Genomic DNA, 14,718 nt, shown 5'->3' with positions numbered 1-14,718 from the left:
TTAATGTCCAGCCATCAACTTGGAGTGCTTCTTACGCTAGTTGGTGGCGTTCTTTGGGGATTTAGCGGAGTTTGCGGGCAGTATCTCTTCTCGCAAGGCATAAGCGCTGATTTTTTAGTGCCTTATAGGCTCTTGCTAGCTGGCGCTTTTATCGTGCTCTACTACGCCTTTAAGGCTAAAAAAGCCGTTCTTGCGCCACTTACTGACGTAAAACTGATGGCTGAGCTTCTCACGTATGCCCTACTTGGACTTATGATGACGCAGTATGCCTACTTTTACTCGATCGAGCTCTCAAACGCCGCAGTTGCGACAGTTATCCAATACACAGCCCCGGTCCTCATCCTAGCCATCATCTGCCTAAAAGAGAGGCGAGCACCAAAACCGCTTGAAATTTTGGCTCTGCTTTGCGCGATGCTTGGCGTCTTTTTCTTGGCTACTCATGCGCAAATTTCAGCCCTTGTCATCTCACCAGAAGCGCTATTTTGGTGCTTAGTAAGTGCCGTTTGCGTCTGCGTTTATAACCTAGCTCCCACAAGACTAAACGCCAAATACTCAGTCACGCTCACGCTTGGCTGGGGCATGGTGATAGGCGGCGTGGTGCTTTGCCTTTATATGAGAGTGTGGGAGTTTGCGGGGCTTAGTGGCACGGCGCAGTGGCTGGCATTTCTCGCCGTCATCACGCTTGGTACGATATTTGCATTTAGCTTTTATATGACTGGAGTTAAGCTCATAGGCGCTTCAAAAGCTAGCATGATAGCCTGCATAGAGCCACTAAGTGCGGCCTTTTTTGGCTATTTTTGGCTTGGGACAAAATTCGTCTTTTGGGACTTTTTAGGCTTTGCTCTCATCATATCATGCATATTTTTACTTTCAAAGAAGAGAGATGATATACCTAGCGCAAACTGACACGACGGCTGGCTTTTTAAGCAAAGACTACAAAGAGATAAACCACGCCAAAATGCGAAACGAGGGCAAACCTTGCCTCATCACGACGGCTAAATTTAATGTTTTAAATGGGCTTGCTAGAGCGCCAAAAAAGTATAAAAATTTCATCCGTCGCTCGAGAAAAACGACATTTTTATATCCAAATTTAAAGGCGATCAGGGTCGTAAAAGGGTGCGAACATGAGAATTTCCTAAGCAAATTTGACTGGCTTTACTCAAGCAGCGCAAACAAAAATGGTATGAAATTTGATGAAATTTGGGCTAGAAGCGTGGCTGATGAAGTTGTTGATGAACGATTTTTTGAAGATAGACCATCAAAAATTTATAAAATTTCAAAATCCAAACTAAAAAAGATCCGCTAGTTAAATTTACGCCCTGGACTTTTGTAAATTTGAGTGGTTTTTGTTGTGGTTTGAGGTGATAAATTTGCTAAATTTCACAGCTAGCAAGAGCGGTTTTAGAAAAGTATTTTTTAGTTAAAACCTAAATTTAAACCAACATAGCTCTGCTAACTAGATAAATTTGCAAATAGCTGGGCTAAATTTAGCCTATTTTTTATCATAAACCTCGTCCCAGACTATTTTTTTTGAAATTTAAGGTCAGCAACTTTAGCCAAGCACTAACCAATATAAATTTGAGCCAATATATAATGCCTACAAAACCAAAATTTATATCGATCAAAACCTACCAACTCGCATAAATTTACAAATTTAGAGCAAGAAAGGACTAAATTTCATTAAATTTAGTCTGCTTTTTCACCATAAGGCTCACTCCAAATCCGCCTCATAGAAATTTAAATTATGCAAACTACTGCATTCTCTTTTTACTCAAGCACCAGTTGATATAAATTTAATTTTACAAAACCTCTATCTTGCATAATTTTAGAAGTAAAAACCAAATTTCACTAAATTTAGCTCGTTTGTGCAAACAAAGTAGCCATTAGACGCAACACCGCTACAATCGCATAAGAAAAATCACTCAAACCACAAATTTAAAATTTTAGCCACTGCCAAAATTTTAGTGTAGAGATAGTCAAATAAGTAAATTTAACAGCCCTCAAAACCTAAATTTAGCCATTTCGCAAATTTAAATAAGCAAAATTAATCACCACAGCTAGTTGCTTTTTCACGGGCAAAATAGTCTTTGTAAAACGCAAACTACTCTATAAATTTCTAGCGACGGCATAAGAGTCAGGCAAATTTACTTACCAATCATAAATTTACAAATTTGAAGCGCCAGAATCAAAAAATAGCCTTTATAAATTTACAGTAGCCAAGCCCTAAATTTGGCTAAATTTAGCCCACTCCACTTGGCATAAATAGATAAATTTACAAGCTGATTATTAAATTTGGTTTTTGGATTTTATTTCACTTGCTAGCCCTTTGGCTGGCACCAAAGGGAATTTGCTAGCAAATTTGGATTATAGTTTTGCTTTTCTTTTGCGTTCTGTTGGGTCTAAATAGCGCTTGCGAACGCGGATATTTATAGGCGTAACCTCAACTAGCTCGTCGTCCTCTATCCACTCAAGCGCACGCTCAAGACTTAGCTTTCTAGGCGGTACTAGCTTGATCGCATCGTCACTACCGCTTGCACGCACGTTCGTTAGGTTTTTGCCTTTTATTGGATTTACATCAAGGTCGTTTGGACGGCTGTGCTCGCCGATGATCATACCCACATAGACTTTTGCCTGCGGATCAAGAAATAGCACACCACGATCTTGCAAGTTAAATAGCGAATAAGCAAGCGTTACGCCGTTTTCCATAGAAACTAAAGCGCCGTTTGTTCTGTGCTCGACGGTGCCGCTAAGTGGCCTAAACTCCAAAAAGCTGTGGTTCATAACGCCCTCGCCTTTTGTATCAGTCAAAAACTGGCTTCTAAAGCCGATAAGTCCGCGCGCTGGGATCTCAAATTCGATCCTTGTTTGGCCGTCGCCTGTTGGGTTCATAGAGACCATTTCAGCTTTTCTTTTGCCTAGTTTTTCGATGACTGTGCCTGTCGTATCATCAGGCGCATCAATCACTAAAAGCTCGTATGGCTCGCATTTTACGCCGTTTATCTCTTTTACGATGACCTCAGGTCTGCCAAGTAAAAACTCATAGCCCTCACGGCGCATATTTTCAGCCAAGATAGTGATCTGAAGCTCGCCACGGCCGCTTACTTTAAATTTGCCCTCGCCGATGTTTTCATACTTCATCGCGATATTTGTCTTCATCTCATTTGCAAGGCGCTCATCGATCTTATTTGATGTGACGTGTTTGCCCTCAGTGCCTGCTAGTGGGCCATCATTTACAGAAAATACAACGCTAAGTGTTGGCTCTTCGATATGGAGCGGATCAAGCGGATGAGGGTTGTTTGGATCAACGACGCTATCGCCAACGTCAAGCGCGTCAAAGCCAGCGATCGCTACGATGTCGCCAGTGCCAGCCTCATTTATATCGATCCTATCAAGTCCCATAAAGCCGATGAGTTTTGAAATTCTACCAGTTGTCTTCGTGCCATCAGCCTTTGTGAGCATAACGTTTTGGTTTTTAGCTATCTTGCCGTTAAAAATTCTCGCAATGCCGATCTTGCCGACATAGTTATCATAATCAAGCGTGAAAACTTGAAGCTGAAGTGGGTTCTCGTCGCTGCCACTTGGAGCTGGCACGTGAGCTAGGATAGTCTCGAAAAGTGGCTGCATATCTTTGTTTTCATCGCTTAGTTTTAATTTTGCGTAGCCATTTTTTGCAGCTGCATAAACGACTGGAAATTCTAACTGCTCGTCATTTGCATCAAGTGCTACAAAAAGGTCAAAAATTTCATTTATAACGCGGTCTGGATCGCCTGCTGGTTTATCTATCTTATTTACGACGACGATTGGGCGAAGTCCAAGTGAGAGCGCCTTTTTGACGACAAATTTAGTTTGTGGCATAACGCCCTCTTGCGCATCGACAAGTAGTAAAACGCCATCAACCATCTTAAGAACACGCTCTACCTCGCCACCAAAGTCGGCGTGGCCTGGGGTGTCGATGATGTTGATCTTTGTATCTTTGTAGCGAATGGCGGTGTTTTTAGAAAGGATCGTGATGCCACGCTCTCTTTCGATGTCGTTGCTATCCATTACACGCTCGCCAAGGTTTTGATGCTCGTTAAATGTTCCTGACTGCTTCAAAAGCTCATCAACCATTGTTGTTTTACCGTGGTCGACGTGCGCGATAACGGCTATATTTCGTATCTTTTCCAAATGTTTCTCCGTTTATTAGTTTGATATTTTTCGCTTTATCAGTTTTAAAATAGGGGCAGATTATAGCCAAATTTTTATAAATTTTAAGCTGATATCAAGAAATTAATTTTTGGAATAGATTTTGCATGTAAGCGTTAAGTTTTTAAATTTAAAGGGATTAAATGCAAGCTTACACAGCGAAAAACAACGTAGATTTGCTAGCTCCTGCGGCTACTAAAAAGCCTGCAGCTGCGAAGAAGTCTCAAAACAACGGCGAGTTTTTGTCGATGGTTTTGGATGCGGCTGCGAGCAAGGCAAATAGCGGTCAAAAGATCACCGAAAAGGATGTCAAAGAGATAGTAAAAACTGTTGATATCCAAAAAGAGACGATAGAAAAGGCGCAAAACGAAAGCGTGGCAAAAATTTCAGCCGCACTTGAAGAAAATTTGGACGAAGATACAAAAAATGAGCTCTATGAAAATGCAAATTTCATGCAGCTTTTGCAAGTTTTGGAAATTCTAAATGGCAATGAAAAAGTAAGTAAATTTCCAAATTTCAGCGACAAAATAGCAAATTTCTTAAGTGTGCCCCAAAACGTTGAAGAGCTTAGCAATGTTAAAAGCGTTAGCGATCTTATCGACCTTGCTAAGAAATTTGACCTTGGCCTTGAAAATATAGAAATTTCGAATGAAGACGTGCCAAAACTAAACGAGATGTTTAAAAATTTGGGCAAGCAGGAATTTTTCACTCCGATAAAGACTGAAGACAAGCCTTTTTACCTAAAAGAACTAAAAAATGAGGTCGAGCAAACTATCATCAAAAATGAGCCAAAAGAGGTCGTAAAGCTTGATACTTTGCTAAAAGAGGTTGTGGCAAATCCAGTCAGCGAAGTTAAAAATTTAGTCAAAGAAGAGCCTAAAAAGCTAGATGATAGCGAAGTAAAGCTTGATGATGAGCTAGTGGATGTTGAGCCAGAGGAGCAGCCAAAAGAGCCAAAAGTAAAGGTAAATTTACACGAGCAAAAGGCGCAAAAAGCCCCAACTCTTGAGTCGCTACTCTTTCCAGAAAGAGAGCAGATGAGCGAGGCTGAGCCAAGTGAGGAGACATTTAGCAGTGATAATAAATCAGAGCTAAATCAAATGGTAAAAGATATCGCAAACAGCGCTAAACACCAGCTTCAAACAAAGGCGGAGATAAAAGAGACGCTTAGCAACTTCTCTTCTACGCTAAAAGAGCAGGTGCAAAACTACAAAGCGCCGATCACTCGCTTTAACATCACGCTTAATCCGCTAAATTTAGGCGAGGTCGAGATCACGATGGTTAATCGCGGCAATAACTTGCATGTAAATTTTAGCTCGACCACAGCTACGATGAACCTCTTTTTACAAAACCAAGCTGAGTTTAAAAACAGCCTTGTAAATATGGGATTTACCGAGCTTGAAATGAATTTCTCAGACCAAAACCAAAGACAAGAAAAAAGAGAACAAGCAAAGAACAAATATAGCTCAAATCAAAGCGACGAGAGCGAAAACACTCAAGCGGAACAAAGCTTGCTTGAGCTAGTAATACCAAGATATATTTAGGAGAGATTATGGCTTCAGTTTCAGATATAACTACACAAACAACGCAACAAAAAAATGCCGAGAAAAAGGCAAAAGCAAGACAAGACGCTGCAGCTAGCACAGGAACTAATCCAAATGGACAGCTAGATAAAGATGCATTTATGAAGCTACTTTTAACCGAGCTTCAGTACCAAGACCCAACAAGCCCTATGGATACTGAAAAGATGCTAACGCAAACTAGCCAGCTAGCATCAGTCGAGATGCAAGAAAATACAAACAAAGCGATGAAAGAGCTAGTAAGTCAGCTAAAGTCAAACGCAAATGCCTACGCTATCTCAGCCCTTGGCAAGATGGTTTCAACTGGCTCAAATGCAGTCACACTAACAGATGAGAAAAAAGATGCAAAATTTGCGCTTTACTTTAAGACAGATCTTGCAAATGGCAAAATCGAGGTCAAAAACGCAAATGGTCAAGTCGTAAGAACAACTGATCTAAATGAGACAAATGCAGGCGTTCATAACCTAGCTTGGGACGGCAAAGACGCGTCTGGCAACCAAGTGCCAAATGGCTCATACACCATTTCAGCGACTTACACTGGCAAAGATGGCAAAGAGTATAAAACACAAGTAGGCAACTACCCAGTCGAGGCGGTGAAATTTGTAGATGGCAAGGCTATGATGAAGGTAGCTGGCGAATACGTTTCAATGGATAAAGTATCTGAATATTACGAGGGCTAAAAGCCATGATGAGAGGTTTTTACAACGGGGTTAGCGGCATCAAGACGCAAAGCTTTGGCATGGATGTTTGGTCAAACAACATTTCAAACATAAACAATGTCGGTTTCAAAGCTTCAATCCCTGAGTTTAAAAATTTAATAAACCAAAACCTAGTCTCAGCAGGAAGTGGTCCAACTAGCGATCAAGTGGGGCTTGGAGCTACCAAGCAAACGACTGCACTTGATATGTCAAATGGTAGCTTTCAAAGCACTGATAACAACTTTGACCTTGCCATAGGCGGAGATGGCTTCTTTGGCGTTGTCGATAAGACAGGCAAAAACTACTACACAAGAACAGGCACTTTTGATATAGATGCGGCTGGAAATTTAGTAGATACTAGGGGAAATTTACTCCTTGGCACGCTTGCAAATTTCACTCCGACCACACCAAGTGCAACTGCCCTTAAAAAATATGGTCAAACTTCAAGCGCCCCACAAGCTTACACAGTCTCGCAAGAGGAGCTAAGTCTGGGCGATCCTGGCTCGCAAAAGGGCATAACACTGCCTCATTTTTTATTTATGCCAGCTGAGGCCACTACAAATATTAGCTTAAAAGGCAACCTAAACTCAACCCGCATAACAGATAAAAAAACGACAGCGCTTGAGGCTAGCGAATACGCCTACACGCTTGATAATACAAACAAGACGATCTCACTAAACGGACAGATCCCGCTAAGCACCACATCTCTTGGCGCAAAAGCTGGTGACAGCGTGGTTGTAAAAGTAAAAGACGGCGATGGTAAATTTAGCGAGTTTTCAACCACGCTTGAGGGTGATGGCACTTGGCAAATAAACGACAAGAGCCTTAAATTTATGGATTTTGCAAATTTAGAGGTAAATGCTGAAGTCACCTCGCTCGTTGAAGTGCCAAACAAAGAGAAACTAACCTCTGACATCTACAACGCAGACGGCACAAAAAGTTTGGTCACTATAAATTTAACCAAGCAGATCCCACAAACTGGCGACCAAACTATCTGGGACGCGGTGGCAACGATAACTGACGCTAGCGGAGCCGTGCAAAACACAGCGATGGGCTCGCTTACATTTAATGGCAGCGGCAGGCTTGTGGCAAATACACTAACGAGCGTTGGCGGCGTAAATTTAAACTTCGAGGGCGACGGCGATGCGGACGTTTATAACGGCATGACAAGCTCAGCAAACGCTAGAAAAGATTTCAACATAAAAAGAGATGGATACGCTGAGGGGCTTTTATCAAAATATAGCGTCGATGACCGCGGCAACATCATGGCAAATTTCGACAACACTCGTGCATTTGCGGTGGCAAAAGTGGCGCTTTATCACTTCATAAATGACCAAGGCGTGGCAAAGGTTGGCGACAATCTCTATGAAGCCACAGCCAACTCTGGCGAGCCATTTTTTTACAAAAACAAAGCTGGCGAGACCGTTTATGGGGCGCAAATTTTAGCAAACAAGCTTGAGATGAGTAATGTCGATCTTGGCCAAGCACTAAGCGAGGTGATCGTCACGCAAAAGGCCTACGAAGCGAGCGCAAAAAGCATCACGACAAGCGATGAGATGATACAAACCGCTATCCAGATGAAGAAATAATCCTTAAAGTAAATTTGGGCGAGCGATCGCCCTATTTTTATAACTTTAAATTTACTTTAGCCCTTTCAAATCCCCTAAAATACTTACTTTTCTCTAAATATATCAATATAATTTTAAGCATGCTGGTTATAAAATTCATTTAATTTCTTTTTTTAAGGATTGTTAAATGAAAATGCTATTTTTAGCCCCAGTGCTAGCTTGTAGTCTTGCCTTTGGTGCTGATGTGATCGCAAAAGACGCAAACATTACACTTGATGGCAAGATGATCGGTAAGATCGAGGTTTTAACGCCAGTTGAAGTCTTAGAAAAAGGCGATAAAACGAGCAAGATCAAGGTTAGTGGTGTAGTGTCGGCAAACTACTTGGCTCAGCTTCAAAGAAGCGTAGAAGATCCTGAAGTCTTTGTAGCTTTTGATGACGAGAGCGAGGCAAATTTCAAAAAAGTAAAAGATCTTGAAGATGACTACGGCGAGGTTTGGTACCAAGTTGATGGGCTTTATGAAGTGCCAAATGATGCGCTTGGTGGCAACCAAAAAGAGCTTTACGCAAAGGCAAAGAAAATTTACGAAGAGACCTGCTCAGCATGTCACAGGCTGCATGAACCAAATAGCTTTACAGCCGCTCAGTGGCCAGCAAATTTATCTGGTATGGTCGATGCGAAATTTGTCGCACTAGATGAAACTGACCTAAATTTAGTGCTTAAATACCTACAACACAATGCCAAAAAAGTAAAATAAATTTTCATAAGGGAGAAAATATGAAAAGACGAGATTTTATAAAATTTTCTGCACTTGCTGCCACAGCAGCGCAGGCAAACAAGATAGAGGGCGTGACAAAGACCATCTTTGATCAAAGCAAGACCTTTGGCGCAAATAGATTTGGCCTATTTTGGGCAAATACCAACTCAAACCAAATCGTCTCCGTCGATCCATTTGAGGGCGATAAATTTCCAAATACCATGAACAACAGCTTGCCAGACCTCATCCAAAACGAGAGCCGCGTGCTCTATCCATACGTAAGAAAGAGCTATCTAAAAGCAAAAGGCGCAGCAAAGAGCGAGCTTCGTGGCAAAGAGGAATTTGTGCGCGTTAGCTGGGAGACTGCCCTTGATCTAGCAGCAAAAGCCTTAAAAGAAAATTTTGATAAGTATGGCCCTGAGAGCATCTACGGCGAGTGCTACTGGTGGGGCGGTAGCGGCAAGATCAGCTGGGGTAGGACTGTTGGTCACAGGATGCTAAAAGTGCTTGGCGGATATGTAGAAGAGAGCGGCGACTACTCAACGGGTGCTGGCCTTGTTATCATGCTTCACGTCCTAGGCAACAGCGCCGTTTATGATGCTCCGACAAAGTGGGAGGCTATCGCTAAAAACGCTAAAAATGTTGTATTTTGGGGCACTGACCCACTTGTAACTGATCAAATTTCATGGCAACCACCAACACATGATGGCTATCTTGGCATCAAAAAGATAAAAGAGGCAGGCATAAAAACTTATAGCGTTTGCGTCTTTAAAAACGACACCACAAGATACCTTGACTCTGAAGCTATCATCGTTCGTCCAAATACCGACGTAGCAATGATGCTTGGCATGTGCCACTATCTATATGAAAACAAGCTTTATGACGAAGAATTTATCAAAAAATACACAGTTGGCTTTAATAAATTTAAAGACTACCTGCTTGGCACAACCGACAAGGTAGTCAAAGATATCAACTGGGCTAGCAAAATTTGCGGAGTAAAAGCTGAGGATATCGCAAAATTTGCAACAGCACTTGCAAAAGAGCCAAGCGTCATCATCGCAGGCAGATCACTTCAAAGACAAGATCACGGCGAGATGAGCTTTTGGGGTATCGTAACACTTAGCGCGATGCTAGGTCAGATAGGCAAAGAGGGACTTGGCTTCGAGTTTAACCTCTACCACTCAAATGGCGCTACAGACAAGATCGCTCCGTCACTAAAAGGCATCAGCACTAGCATAAGCGAGAAATACGACAACGTAGATGGCGCTCCTTGGAAGAAATTTAAAAACGTCACCATCCCATCTTCAAGATCGATCGAGGCTTTGCAAAACCCTGGCAAAGAGATAGACTATGACGGCTCAAAGATCAAGCTACCACACATGAGAGTGGCTTATATGGCGTCTGGATCGATGTTTACAAGGCATCAGGATGTAAATAACGCCGTAAAAGCGTGGCGTAAATTTGACACTGTAATAACTGCTGAGCCATTTTGGACAAGCACAGCAAAACTAAGCGACATCGTCTTGCCAGTAGCACTCGAAGTCGAGAGAAACGACATCAATCAAAGCGTGCCTACAAACGAATACATCGTGGCTTACAAGCCTGTCGTAGAGCCTATGGGCGAGAGCAGGAGCGATTACTGGATCTGCTCACAAATCTGCAAACGCTGGGGCAGAGAAGAGGTCTTTACAGAGGGCAAAGATGAGCTTGGCTGGGCGAAAGAATTTTACGCAGACGCAGCCGAGCAAGCCAAAGGCATAAATGTCAAGATGCCAAGCTTTGATGAGTTTTGGAAAGAGGGATATGTTAGATTTGAGCAAGATGACGAAGCGAGCAGATACTACACAAGGCTTAGCGCTTTTAGAGAAAATCCTCACAAAAACCGCCTAGGCACGCCATCTGGCAAGATAGAGCTCTACTCTCCAACTATCGCTAAATTTGGTTACAAAGACTTTGCGCCACACGTTGCTTGGATCGAGCCGTTTGAGTGGCTTGGCAGCGAAAAAGCCAAAAAGTATCCATTTAGCGTCACAACCCCACACTCAAGATACCGCCTCCACTCACAGCTAAATAACTCAATAATCAGAAACTACGCTGAGGTGAGCGCTAGAGAGCCAATGCTAATAAACGTAAATGACGCCAAAGCAAAAGGCATCGCAACTGGCGACGTGGTGAGAGTATTTAACGACAGAGGCGAAATTTTGGTTGGCGCGCTTGTCACCGACATCATCCCAGAGCACGTCATCGCCATCTGCGAGGGTGCGTGGTACGATCCTGAAGTGCTAGGCGAAAAGAGCCTTTGCAAGCATGGCTGCGTCAATGTCCTAACTCGCGACAAAGGCACATCTAGCATCGCTCAAAGCAACTGCGGACACACGATCCTTGTAAATTTAGAAAAATATAAAGGTGAGATCAAACCGATCACTGCGTTTTCTAAACCAAAAATTTTACAATCTTTGTAGAATTTATATAAATTTAGCCCTCACTTGGGGGCTAAATTTGATCATTTGCTGCTTTTAATCAAAATATCTTGTGGCTTAAATTTGATCCATAGTTAGTCAATCAACCTGCTCTAAAGCGCTAAATATCACTTATTGAAAACAACTGGTGCTAGAATTTATCTAAAAAATCAAAATGATCGTTACTAAATTTATTTTTGCAAATTTAGGCACGCTTTATCGCCTGATCAAAAGCTACAAAGCAAACAAATTTCTATATCTTTAAAAAGGCAAAATGCTACCTATATTTGTTTTTAGATCAAGATGATTGCAGAGCAAATTTCGCAGTCAGTGTAAATTTGGCTAAAAATTTGTTAGTAAATTTTAGATTTAAGTCTGAAGCGACTAAATTTCGTCGTAAATTTTCATGCTGCTAAGTTTTCTTGTTAAATTTAATAAGAGCAGACCAATCATAACCAACTGCGTTGTCGATAGCCACAAGCAATGCCCCCACGCACATAATATCAGCATTTTCTAGTAGTTCAAATTTATTACTTCTTTTTGTAAATTTACCCTGTTTTATCTTTTTAAATTTAGCTCCTGAAATGGTTAAATTTAGGCGTAAATTTCTATGTTATGATGTTTTATAGTCAAATTTAATAAAAGTATATCAGCCACAACGAACTTCATTGTTGCTAGTTCAAAGCACTGTCACCAACACAAGGCATACATTTTTTAATAGTTTAAATTTATATGTTTTGTACTCTTTAAATTTAGCTCCAGAGATAGTTAAATTTGGTCGTAAATTTCTATGTTATTAAAAATTTAATGAGAACATATCAGCCGTAACTATCCCCATATCGCGAGGCACCAGGACATTGCCAAGCGCATTATCCATGAAAAATGCTTTTCTGGTAGCTTAAATTTACTGCTTCGGTTGTAAATTTGATCCTTTTACTCTTTAAATCACAGCCTCTAAAATTAAGCCATAAAACCAAATTTAGCCATAAATTTCTATCTTATTTATTTTTGTAGTTAAATTTAGTGGGCATATCAAACGCAACCAATTCGCTACATTGAAAACCTTGCCTTCATGTAGCCCATAAAAAGCCATCTTTACTCGATAAATTTACCGCCCACATTTCAAATTGGCTTATTTTATTATTTGAAATCGCAGCGTCCAAATTTTTAAATTTAAACCCAAAAAACTAGATTTAATCCTAAAATTTTATGTTTTAGACTTTACAGCTAATTGCCACAAACCGCACAAAAATATGCTTATCCAATAGTTCAAATTGACTGCCTCTGTTGTATTTTAAGCATCACAGCCTTAACGTTTTTAAATTTACGCCCAAAACGACTAAATTTAGCCCCTAGATTTTTAAAATTTGCACTCAAGTTTAGCAATAGTGCCTCGTCTGCAACCAACCGATTTTTCTATCCCACACTAATCGATCCTGTTTAAGCCAAAAGCGCGTTATCAAACTCATCAAAAATGGCTCAAAACAGCTTATCAAGCCCGACTAATGCGCGTCTTTAAGCATTTTGCTAAAAGCGGTAGCCTAAACACCACCGCACTTGCCATAGGTTTTTTATTATCTATTTATTTCTAATGGCATAAAAATTTGATCTATAAATTTTATAAATTTAATGTAGATCGTTTGATAAGTGAAAATTTCTACTAAATTTTGAATAAGTAAATTTGATAAATTCAAATAAAAATCGAGTTTTTGAAGTTTTAAAGATGGATTTTAAAAAGATGGTGCGGATGAGAGGACTTGAACCTCCACGCCGTGGGGCACCAGATCCTAAGTCTGGCGTGTCTGCCAATTTCACCACATCCGCACAACAATAATAAGTGGTACGCCCATCAGGATTCGAACCTGAGGCCTACGGCTTAGAAGGCCGTTGCTCTATCCAGCTGAGCTATGAGCGCATAAAGTCTTTTAAGTGGCGCGCCCGATAGGAGTCGAACCCATAACCTACAGATCCGAAGTCTGTCGCTCTATCCAATTGAGCTACGAGCGCCCAAAATGGGGTGAGTGATGGGAATCGAACCCACGACCCTCAGGACCACAATCTGATGCTCTAACCGACTGAGCTACACTCACCATTTAACATGGTCGGGGTGAAAGGATTCGAACCTTCGGCCCTCTGGTCCCAAACCAGATGCGCTAACCAGACTGCGCTACACCCCGCCTGAGTCGTGTTTGTAAGTTTATGCCACTACCTCATTAAAAAGTCGCATTGTATCTAAAAATGTTATTGTTGTCAAGAAAAAATTAGTTTTGGACTTTATTTTTATAAAATTTCAAGAATTAAGTGTAAATTTCAGACTTTAAAACTTTTAATAAAAATATCTAGCTAAAAAACGATGCGAACAGCACTAAAGCTGATATGAGCTGGCAATGCTCCTTGTGCTGGCTTTATCATGGTCTGGCTAAAGCGCTTAAATTCTGGAGCTTCCCAAAGTTTTTTACATAAGCCTTGCTCGCTGATATCTACTCCTAAGCAGCTTTGGTCTGCAGCAAAGAATTTTAATGAAATGCACCTTTCATTTTTAGCAAAAATGCCAAGATCGCCAGAGCTATCCACAACCCCAGCATTTGTCATCTCTTTAAATTTAACTTTATTGTTTGTAGTATCAAGAGCTAGTTTGCCTTGTGATATATAGTAGGCATTTATCTCTTCGATAGCGGTTCTAATCTCCGCCATACTCTTTACTAAGACCGCATCATCTCTTGTAGCACTGATCCTTGGGATAGCAATAGCTGCTAATACGCCAATAACAACTATTACAAAGATGAGCTCTATCATAGTAAAAGCTTTTTTCATCACTTCATCCTTGAAATTTGAAGTTGGGAGATTATAGCTAGAATTTTTATAAATGAAAAATAAATTTTTAAGGGAAATTTAAAGAGAAATGGCAAGGAATTTCCTTGCCAAAAAGCTAGTGAGCTTAAATTATTCGTATTTTACGCCTATACCGCCAAATTTTAAATACTTTTTACCGTTATCATCAGTCAGAGCATCTTTAACACTTTTTAAGCCAGGTAAGCCCCATATATCATTACATAGACCTGCTGTTCCAACCACTACCTCTAAAGCACCACTTGTTGTAGTTGAAGGGCCTTTGACTTCTAAACAGTTATCTGCTTTTGCCTTAACAGGATTTGCAACGTTTGTCATCGCAGCTATATCAATATCACTACTAGTAGTGCCGCCACTACTTGTAGTTTTTGTAGCAAATTTACCTTGTGAGGTGTAATATGCACCTAAATCAGAAATAATAGTCTGTATGTTTGTGGCAACTTTAGCTTTCTCTGCATCATCCCTTGTTGCAGCTAGTCTTGGTATAGCAACCGCAGCTAATATGCCTAAAATCACGATCACGAAGATCAACTCGATCATTGTAAAACCTTTTTTCATGGTTTCCTCCTTGAAATTAAAAATTTGGCGGATTATACAACATTTTTTTCAAAATGCAAATAA

At 40.8% G+C, this 14,718-nt stretch carries 9 protein-coding genes, 5 tRNA genes and 1 pseudogene; 7 read left to right on the top strand and 8 right to left on the bottom strand.

Going from position 1 to position 14,718, the window contains the following annotated elements:
* The first annotated feature begins 3 nt into the window (after positions 1–3).
* Together B9N65_RS07565 and B9N65_RS07560 are read left to right on the top strand one after the other, a co-directional pair.
* Positions 4–906 (top strand): DMT family transporter, encoded by a 903-nt coding sequence (locus B9N65_RS07565; RefSeq protein WP_087583428.1) that lies wholly within the window; start codon positions 4–6, stop codon positions 904–906.
* On the top strand, positions 884–1,306 hold the full coding sequence (locus B9N65_RS07560; protein ID WP_087583427.1) for a Sua5 YciO YrdC YwlC family protein: 423 nt from the start codon (positions 884–886) through the stop codon (positions 1,304–1,306). Before B9N65_RS07565 ends, B9N65_RS07560 begins: the two co-directional genes overlap by 23 nt.
* Positions 1,307–2,364: 1,058 nt before the next feature.
* On the opposite strand, the gene typA is transcribed toward B9N65_RS07560, so the two are convergent.
* Positions 2,365–4,167, bottom strand: coding sequence for a translational GTPase TypA (gene typA / locus B9N65_RS07555; protein WP_087583426.1), 1,803 nt, complete (start codon positions 4,165–4,167; stop codon positions 2,365–2,367).
* 1,250 nt (positions 4,168–5,417) lie between these two features.
* On the opposite strand from typA, the pseudogene fliK reads away from it, so the two are divergent.
* From fliK to B9N65_RS07530, 5 genes and pseudogenes are all read left to right on the top strand, one after another.
* Positions 5,418–5,616, top strand: a pseudogene (fliK, locus tag B9N65_RS11485) (flagellar hook-length control protein FliK); the annotation flags it as partial.
* A 121-nt stretch (positions 5,617–5,737) separates the two neighbouring features.
* Entirely contained in the window at positions 5,738–6,445 is a 708-nt protein-coding gene (locus B9N65_RS07545) for a flagellar basal body rod modification protein (RefSeq protein ID WP_004317379.1), read from the top strand.
* Positions 6,446–6,450: 5 nt separating this feature from the next.
* Positions 6,451–8,052 carry a flagellar hook-basal body complex protein gene (locus tag B9N65_RS07540; protein ID WP_087583424.1) on the top strand — a complete coding sequence of 534 codons (1,602 nt, stop codon included), beginning with the start codon at positions 6,451–6,453 and terminating at the stop codon, positions 8,050–8,052.
* A 166-nt stretch (positions 8,053–8,218) separates the two neighbouring features.
* Positions 8,219–8,788 carry a cytochrome c-type protein TorY gene (locus tag B9N65_RS07535; protein WP_021087024.1) on the top strand — a complete coding sequence of 190 codons (570 nt, stop codon included), beginning with the start codon at positions 8,219–8,221 and terminating at the stop codon, positions 8,786–8,788.
* 20 nt (positions 8,789–8,808) lie between these two features.
* Complete coding sequence (locus tag B9N65_RS07530) at positions 8,809–11,250, top strand: molybdopterin-dependent oxidoreductase (protein ID WP_087583423.1); 2,442 nt, start codon at positions 8,809–8,811, stop codon at positions 11,248–11,250.
* 1,736 nt (positions 11,251–12,986) lie between these two features.
* Here B9N65_RS07530 and B9N65_RS07525 read toward each other — a convergent pair.
* The 7 genes from B9N65_RS07525 to B9N65_RS07495 form a co-directional block, all read right to left on the bottom strand.
* Positions 12,987–13,071 (bottom strand) — tRNA-Leu (locus B9N65_RS07525).
* 14 nt (positions 13,072–13,085) lie between these two features.
* Positions 13,086–13,162: transfer RNA gene (locus B9N65_RS07520), tRNA-Arg, on the bottom strand.
* A gap of 15 nt (positions 13,163–13,177) precedes the next feature.
* Positions 13,178–13,254: transfer RNA gene (locus B9N65_RS07515), tRNA-Arg, on the bottom strand.
* 6 nt (positions 13,255–13,260) lie between these two features.
* Positions 13,261–13,337, bottom strand: a tRNA-His gene (locus tag B9N65_RS07510).
* 9 nt (positions 13,338–13,346) lie between these two features.
* Positions 13,347–13,424 (bottom strand) — tRNA-Pro (locus B9N65_RS07505).
* A gap of 166 nt (positions 13,425–13,590) precedes the next feature.
* Positions 13,591–14,061 (bottom strand): type II secretion system protein, encoded by a 471-nt coding sequence (locus B9N65_RS07500; RefSeq protein WP_087583422.1) that lies wholly within the window; start codon positions 14,059–14,061, stop codon positions 13,591–13,593.
* A gap of 129 nt (positions 14,062–14,190) precedes the next feature.
* Positions 14,191–14,655, bottom strand: a complete 465-nt coding sequence (locus tag B9N65_RS07495; protein WP_087583421.1) for a type II secretion system protein — start codon at positions 14,653–14,655, stop codon at positions 14,191–14,193.
* Between the last annotated feature and the right edge of the window lie 63 nt (positions 14,656–14,718).

It is taken from the genome of Campylobacter concisus (assembly GCF_002165815.1).
Lineage (GTDB): Bacteria > Campylobacterota > Campylobacteria > Campylobacterales > Campylobacteraceae > Campylobacter_A > Campylobacter_A concisus_BH.
This window is presented reverse-complemented; position numbering and strand designations above follow the sequence as displayed.

Bases quoted from the DNA above. Each gene is read 5' to 3' on its own strand.
- B9N65_RS07545 (WP_004317379.1), top strand. From the start codon at position 5,738: ATGGCTTCAGTTTCAGATATAACTACACAAACAACGCAACAAAAAAAT.
- B9N65_RS07565 (WP_087583428.1), top strand. From the start codon at position 4: ATGTCCAGCCATCAACTTGGAGTGCTTCTTACGCTAGTTGGTGGCGTT.
- B9N65_RS07500 (WP_087583422.1), bottom strand. From the start codon at position 14,061: ATGAAAAAAGCTTTTACTATGATAGAGCTCATCTTTGTAATAGTTGTT.
- B9N65_RS07530 (WP_087583423.1), top strand. From the start codon at position 8,809: ATGAAAAGACGAGATTTTATAAAATTTTCTGCACTTGCTGCCACAGCA.
- B9N65_RS07560 (WP_087583427.1), top strand. From the start codon at position 884: ATGATATACCTAGCGCAAACTGACACGACGGCTGGCTTTTTAAGCAAA.
- B9N65_RS07535 (WP_021087024.1), top strand. From the start codon at position 8,219: ATGAAAATGCTATTTTTAGCCCCAGTGCTAGCTTGTAGTCTTGCCTTT.
- B9N65_RS07540 (WP_087583424.1), top strand. From the start codon at position 6,451: ATGATGAGAGGTTTTTACAACGGGGTTAGCGGCATCAAGACGCAAAGC.
- B9N65_RS07495 (WP_087583421.1), bottom strand. From the start codon at position 14,655: ATGAAAAAAGGTTTTACAATGATCGAGTTGATCTTCGTGATCGTGATT.